Origin of the sequence: Mesorhizobium sp. M0571, from assembly GCF_040320985.1 — a bacterium.
In the GTDB taxonomy this organism is placed as follows: Bacteria; Pseudomonadota; Alphaproteobacteria; order Rhizobiales; family Rhizobiaceae; genus Mesorhizobium.
This window is the reverse complement of sequence record NZ_JAMYQT010000111.1, coordinates 1-6,155: the sequence shown is the minus strand read 5'-3', so window position 1 is coordinate 6,155 and position 6,155 is coordinate 1. Positions and strand designations below refer to the sequence as shown.

The window sequence follows — 6,155 nt, the reverse complement described above, 5'->3', positions numbered from 1 at the left end:
TCGCCCTTTTATTGGCCTATAATTAGTCCGCAATGACTTGCAATTCTTACAAGCATCACTTGAAAAAAGCCCATGGAGACACTGGCCAACCTCGAATCCTTCGTCCGCAGCGCCGAAACGGGCGGGTTTTCCGCGGCAGCGCGGCGGTTGTCGCTCACGCCTGCCGCGGTGAGCCGCAACGTCGCGATACTCGAACGCAACCTCGGTCTCCGGCTGTTTCATCGCAGTACGCGCAAGCTGACGCTGACGGATACGGGTGAGCGTTTCCTGCTCGAGATCAGGGACAACCTCGAAGGGCTCCAGCAGGCCATTTCGAGCGTGGCGACGAACGGCGCAGAGCCGGCGGGAATGCTCAAGGTAAGCATGGGCCTCAACTTTGGGCCGACTACATTCTCCCGATGCTGCCCGCGTTCCTTGCCCGCTATCCCGGCATCCGGCCCGATTGGCAATTCACGACGCGACAGACTGATTTGATCGCCGAGGGCTTCGATGCCGCAATTGGCGGCGGTATCGAATGGGGTCCCGGCGTCGTCTCGCGCACGCTCGCGCCGCTGCATCTGATCGCGGTTGCTTCGCCCAAATACATGAAGAAGCGCAGACCTCCGACCGACCCCACGCAGCTTTCTGCGTTCGATGGGATCGCATGGCGCTCATCACGGACGGGCCGGGTCCGCGAACGCATCATGCGCAACATCGAAGGCACCTCAGTTCCGGTAAAGCTCAAGGAGACAATCGTCCTCGACGACCCGGAAGCGACCTGTCGCGCGGCGCTGCTTGGTCTCGGCGTGACCTTGAACGCTGTGTGTCACGTCCTGCCGCATCTGGAGAGCGGCGCGCTCGTCCGCCTGATGCCACAGTGGTACATCGACGAAGGGCCGATCTCGATCTACTACGCGAGCCGCACGCTGCTCCCGTCAAAGACCCGTGTCTTTGTCGATTTCGTCGCGGACGCGTTTCGACGCCAGCGGCTCGCTGAAAGATTTGCTGGTAGTATTGGCTAGCCATCCGTGCGGCGCACTAACCATAAAGGCTACTCCGGCCCGCCGCCCCCGAGCTTGAACAGGAAAGCCCCGGACACGGTTGCATCCGGGGCCTCGTCCCTCACTGACGGCGATTGTTTCAAGCGTTGGCGGCCTCTTCGGTGAGCTTCGCCACCGCCTCGGGCTTTGAGACGTAGGCGGCATGGGTGCCATCGGTTTCGACGGTCTTTGCCCCAGCGCGCGGCCATCATGCGCTGGGCCGGCGGCGGGATCATGCGGTCATCGGCAGCGACCAGGTAGTAGCTCGGCTTCTTCTTCCAGGCCGGGACGGTGACAGCGCCGGCAAGTGCCTCGACGCCCCGGGGCACTTGGGAATCCGCCATGAAGGCCGCTGCTTCAGGGTCGACATCGGCGGCGAGGGAGGCGGCGAACTGCGCCTTGTCGAGGAACAGGAAGCCATCGACCGGCGGCAGGATCGGCGGCACGGGCGCGCCAGCGGGCGGATTGGCGATCAGGCTGGAGACCGACTCGCCCTCAAGCGACCCTGTTGGGCGCGCGATGTACATGTTGCCACCGAATAACACTATGACGACTACATTGCCGCTCGTGATGAAGTCGGGTTTATCGAGGCAACGACATCGGTGAAGGGTTGGACATCGCTGGTAGACGCGGACTTATTTTGTATCAGGCGGTCGTCCGAGTTAAAAGGTGCTAGCGCTGACTGAGCGCCACCGCCCTACGATTGAGTTCCACACTGCCTTTTTATGCAACATCTCGAAGCACAAAAGGCGAACGGCGGTGCAGCTGTTGGCGCGGCAAATAGCTAAGCTCAACTATCCGGCTTGAGCCCAATGCCCTACAGGTAGAAAGTCGCTCAGGGCGTCAACTTTCTGATTACCTGTCAGATGACAGGCGGCGTTTAAGCCGGTGCGCTGCAGTCAAATCAGCTTCTTCATCAACCGCATCTTCTTGGTCGGCTACGGCATCCCGCGACAGCATGATGAGTGCAAAGCCATCCCACTGCAGCAGCACCTGCTCATAGAGGGGAGCAGGCTTGCGCCCCCTTTCAACATTGGTCCATACGCCGGCGTCGGTTTCGTCGATATCGCTCGCGACGCCCAGCTCATGCTTGCGGCGCCGCAGCAGGGAATGGTCCGGAACCAAGAGAGGGGCAGCGCCTCCTTTCCCCCTAACGAAAAGGCGGAGGTACCTGAATCTTTCTTGCTCAGCCGGGACGCGCTAGGGAACTGTTCCATGCTTGACGCCTTGATCGCCGCCGCTGATCAGCTAAGTCGGCTTCTTGCTTGTCAGTCCCGGCTGTTATCCGTCCCGGCCCGCTGGGCGGACGATCAGTCCATTGACATTCTCCAGCCGCCCAGTAGCCCTCCGGTGGCTGGAGAGCGCATCGTTTCAAGCCGACCAGCTTTCATGTCTACGCTTCATTGATTCATTGTAACGATGTCGCCTGAAGAGTTATCGCCTCGTATAATTCCTCGACGCCCATGGCGTTCCGGATGTTTTTCAAAACCTCTTGCGAACGCAACTGCCGTGCGACGCAAGCAAGCGCGTTGAGGTGTTCATTTTTGCTTTCGCTCGGCATCAGCAGTAGGAAAATAATGTCCACGGGGACACCGTCGATGGCCTCAAAATCGATGGCTTTACCCAGCTTGGCGAGCATGCCGAATGGTTCGCCCACACCCTGCAACCGTGTATGGGGAATGGCGATCCCCTCGCCGATACCGGTGGAACCCAACTTCTCCCTGCCAAGAAGCGCTTGCAAGATCGAGCCCTCGGCGATCCCGAGCGTCTCGCCGGCTTTCGCCGACATGATCTGAAGACGAGATTTCGACTTAGCCGCGAGGTCAATGACCACGCTTTCCGGCCGGATGAATTCGACGACTTTCATATCGTTCTCATTTGATTTGTCTGGCGAGCAGAATTGGAGTGCACGTTGACGCCCACTTACTCGACTTCGCGCAGCCGATATCCGACGCCGGTCTCGGTCGTGATGTAGCGCGGCTGGTCGGGCGTCTTCTCGATCTTTTGCCTGAGTTGCCGGACGTAGACCCGGAGATACTGCACGTCGGTCGAATCGCCCCACACCTGTTTCAGCAGGAAATGGTGGGTGAGAACCTTGCCGGCATGCTGCACGAGGATGCGAAGAATGTCGTATTCCTTCGGCGAGAGCTTTATCTCCTTGTCCTCGACCTTGACGATGCGCTTCACCAGATCGACGGAGAGATCGCCGGTGTGGAACACCGGCTTTTCGCCCTGCTGCTGGAATTTGTGGCGAAGCGCCACGCGGATGCGTGCCACAAGCTCGTTCATACCGAATGGCTTGGTGACATAATCGTCGGCGCCGAGTTCGAGCGCCGAGACGATGCCGGCCTCGTCGGTGCGGCTGGAAAGAATAACCACGGGAATGTCCAGGCCATCATCCCGCCATTTGCGCAGCAGCTCATGGCCGCTCATGCCAGGCAGACCGAGATCGAGCAGGACAAGGTCCGGCTTTTCCGTCTCCATGAGTTCGATTGCCGCCCTGGCGTTCGGCGCCTCGCTGATCGAATAGCCCTGGCTGCCAAGCCCGACGCGAAGCAGTTTCCGGATCGGCGGCTCGTCATCGACGACCAGTATCCTGACCTCCGAATTCGTCATGCCAGATCGTCCACATCGGATTCGTTTACGTCGGGCAGTTCCGACGGCGCCGGCATTCCTATGGTGAAGACCGCACCCGAGCGACCGGTTCGGTTTGCCGCCGAAATCGTTCCGCCCATCGCTTCGATGAAGCCACGGCAGATCGAGAGTCCAAGCCCGGTGCCGGCACGGACCTGATCGCCCTTGCGCACCCGGTAGAAGGTGTCGAAAATCCGCTCCAGATCATCAGGCGGGATGCCCGGCCCCTCGTCCATGATCTGCAGGATGACGGAGCCACTGTCGACCCAGCCCTGCAAGCGGATGGTCGAACCGGGCGGAGCATATTTTGCGGCGTTGTCGAGGAGATTGAACAGCGCCTGCTCGAACAGGACAGGGTCGAGCTTCAACATCGGCAGATCCGATGGGATATCGATCTCGGTCTTGTGCTCGCCGATGATTTTCCGGGTCCGCTGCAACGCGGAACCGACAATGTCGCCGACATAGTGAAGCGCATAGTTGGGCTCCATCGCGCCGGATTCGATCTTGGTCATGTCGAGCAAATTGGCGATGAAGCGGTTCAGCCTTTCCGATTCGTCGAGCACGGTCGACAGCAGCTCGGCCCGGTCGTGTTCGGGAAGCGCTGGAGCGAATTCCCTGAGCGTGCCGGCCGCGCCCATGATGGCGGCGAGCGGCGTTTTCAAATCATGGGAAATGGAGGTCAGCAGCGCCGAGCGCAGGCGGTCCGCTTCGGCCGCAAGCTTTGCCCGATCGACATCGGCGACAAGCTGGATGCGCTCGATGGCGACCGCCGCCTGGTCGGCGAGGGCATCGAGGAGGCGCTGCTGCTCCGGCGTCAGCAGCGGACCCTGCTTGTCGTTGTCGAGGCCGACCACGCCGATTGCCGTGCGTCCGGTCCGCAACGGCAGATAGAGGCGTTTTGCTCCCGGCAGCGTGTCGGCGCCGCGCCCCGCGGCGCGGTTATGCTCCCAGGCCCAGCGCGCCGCGGCGATGTCGGCCTCGGCCAGCGTGTCATCGGGTGGATAGCCGGCCTTGACCGTGATCGTGCCGTTTTCGGGCAAGAGGAGCACCACGCGCAACTTGAGCATCGAGGCGATCTGGAAAGCCGTCGCCCACAGAACGTCGTCGAGCGTGCCGGTGCCGGCGAGCTTCTTGGAAAAGAGATAGAGGTCTTCGGTGGCCCGTGCCCGTGAGCGGGCGGCCACCGCCTGTCGCTGCACGCGCGCCGTTAGATTGCTGGCGATGACGGCGACAACGAGAAAGATGGCAAGCGCAACAATGCTCTCTGGATCTCTAATCGTTAGGGTGTAGCGCGGCTCCAGGAAAAAAAAGTTGAATGCAAGGGCGCTGATGAAACAGGCGTACAATGCCGGCCAGAGTCCGCCGGTCACCGCCGATATCAGCACCGCCACGAGAAAGACGATCGCGAGATTGCGAACGTCGAGAAACTGGTCGAGAACTGCGCCGAACGCGAGCGAGCCAACGACGTAGGCCGTGGCAAGCAGATAGGGCCAGATTTGGAACTGCCCCTGCTCAGCGGCCGTCCTGACACCCCTCGAGGTCGCCTCGGCGTTCCGTTCGGTTCCCGAAATGACATGGACGCTGATGTCGCCAGCATTGCGGATGAGATCATAAGTGAGCGAGCCTTCGATCAGCTCTCGCCAGCGCGATCGGGTAGGCCTGCCGATCACGATATGGGTGAAGTTGTTCGCCGTCGCATGGCGAACGATGTCCTGGGCGACGCTCTGACCCGGAATGGTCGTCACCTCGGCGCCGAGCTGCTCGGCAAGGCGCAGGTTCGTCGCGAGTCGGTCCTTGTCCTCCTCGGGCATGCCGGCTGAACGAGGGGTATCGACATTAAGAGCGGTCCAGGGGGCGCGGAGCCGGTCGGCTAGCCTGCGCGCATAACGGACGCGGGCGGCACCGCCCGGACGCGCGTCGACGCAGACGAGAACCCTCTCGCCTGCCGCCCACGGCCCGGGGATGGCGTGGGCCTGCATATGGATCAGCAACTGCTCGTCGACCCGCTGGGCGGTGCGGCGCAGCGCCAATTCCCTGAGCGCCGTCAGATTGCCCGGCGAGAAGTAGTTCTCGATGGCGCGCTGGGCGGTGTTGGGAAGGTAGACCTTGCCTTCTTCCAGCCGCTTGATCAGATCGTCGGGGGTGAGGTCGATGATCTCGACGTCGTCGGCCTGGTCGATGATAGAGTCGGGAACGGTTTCACGCACCCTGACGCGGGTGATCTGGGCCACGACGTCGTTCAGGCTTTCGACGTGCTGGATGTTCAGTGTCGTGTAGACATCGATGCCGTGCGTCAGGATTTCCTGGACGTCGAGATAGCGCTTGGGGTGACGGCTGTCGGGAACGTTGGTGTGGGCGAGCTCGTCGACCAGAACCAACGCCGGGCGCCGGACAAGGAGGGCGTCGAGATCCATTTCCTCAAGGATGCGCCCCTTGTAATCGATCTCAAGACGAGGAATGACCTCGTAGCCTTCGACCAGCGTCTGCGTTTCCTTGCGACCG

5 protein-coding genes and 1 pseudogene are annotated in these 6,155 nt (G+C 61.4%); 1 reads left to right on the top strand and 5 read right to left on the bottom strand.

The genetic code is table 11. From position 1 onward, the window contains the following. Positions 1 to 72: 72 nt before the first annotated feature. A pseudogene (locus NKI85_RS37295) lies at positions 73 to 1,001 on the top strand (LysR family transcriptional regulator). Positions 1,002 to 1,030: 29 nt separating this feature from the next. Here the strand turns inward: NKI85_RS37295 and NKI85_RS37290 are convergent. From NKI85_RS37290 to NKI85_RS37270, 5 genes are all read right to left on the bottom strand, one after another. Continuing rightward, positions 1,031 to 1,546, bottom strand: coding sequence for an alpha/beta fold hydrolase (locus NKI85_RS37290; protein WP_352532490.1), 516 nt, complete (start codon positions 1,544 to 1,546; stop codon positions 1,031 to 1,033). A gap of 328 nt (positions 1,547 to 1,874) precedes the next feature. Next, complete coding sequence (locus NKI85_RS37285; RefSeq protein ID WP_352532492.1) at positions 1,875 to 2,144, bottom strand: hypothetical protein; 270 nt, start codon at positions 2,142 to 2,144, stop codon at positions 1,875 to 1,877. 283 nt (positions 2,145 to 2,427) lie between these two features. Next, on the bottom strand, positions 2,428 to 2,886 hold the full coding sequence (locus NKI85_RS37280) for a PTS sugar transporter subunit IIA (protein WP_352532494.1): 459 nt from the start codon (positions 2,884 to 2,886) through the stop codon (positions 2,428 to 2,430). Positions 2,887 to 2,942: 56 nt separating this feature from the next. Then, positions 2,943 to 3,635, bottom strand: coding sequence for a response regulator transcription factor (locus NKI85_RS37275; RefSeq protein ID WP_352780863.1), 693 nt, complete (start codon positions 3,633 to 3,635; stop codon positions 2,943 to 2,945). Then, positions 3,632 to 6,155, bottom strand: a 2,524-nt coding sequence (locus NKI85_RS37270; protein ID WP_352780862.1) for a DUF4118 domain-containing protein, incomplete at its 5' end; no start/stop codon positions are given. The genes NKI85_RS37275 and NKI85_RS37270, both read right to left, overlap by 4 nt.

Excerpts from the sequence above, each read along its gene's own strand:
- NKI85_RS37290 (WP_352532490.1), bottom strand. The coding sequence starts at position 1,546 with ATGTACATCGCGCGCCCAACAGGGTCGCTTGAGGGCGAGTCGGTCTCC.
- NKI85_RS37280 (WP_352532494.1), bottom strand. The coding sequence starts at position 2,886 with ATGAAAGTCGTCGAATTCATCCGGCCGGAAAGCGTGGTCATTGACCTC.
- NKI85_RS37275 (WP_352780863.1), bottom strand. The coding sequence starts at position 3,635 with ATGACGAATTCGGAGGTCAGGATACTGGTCGTCGATGACGAGCCGCCG.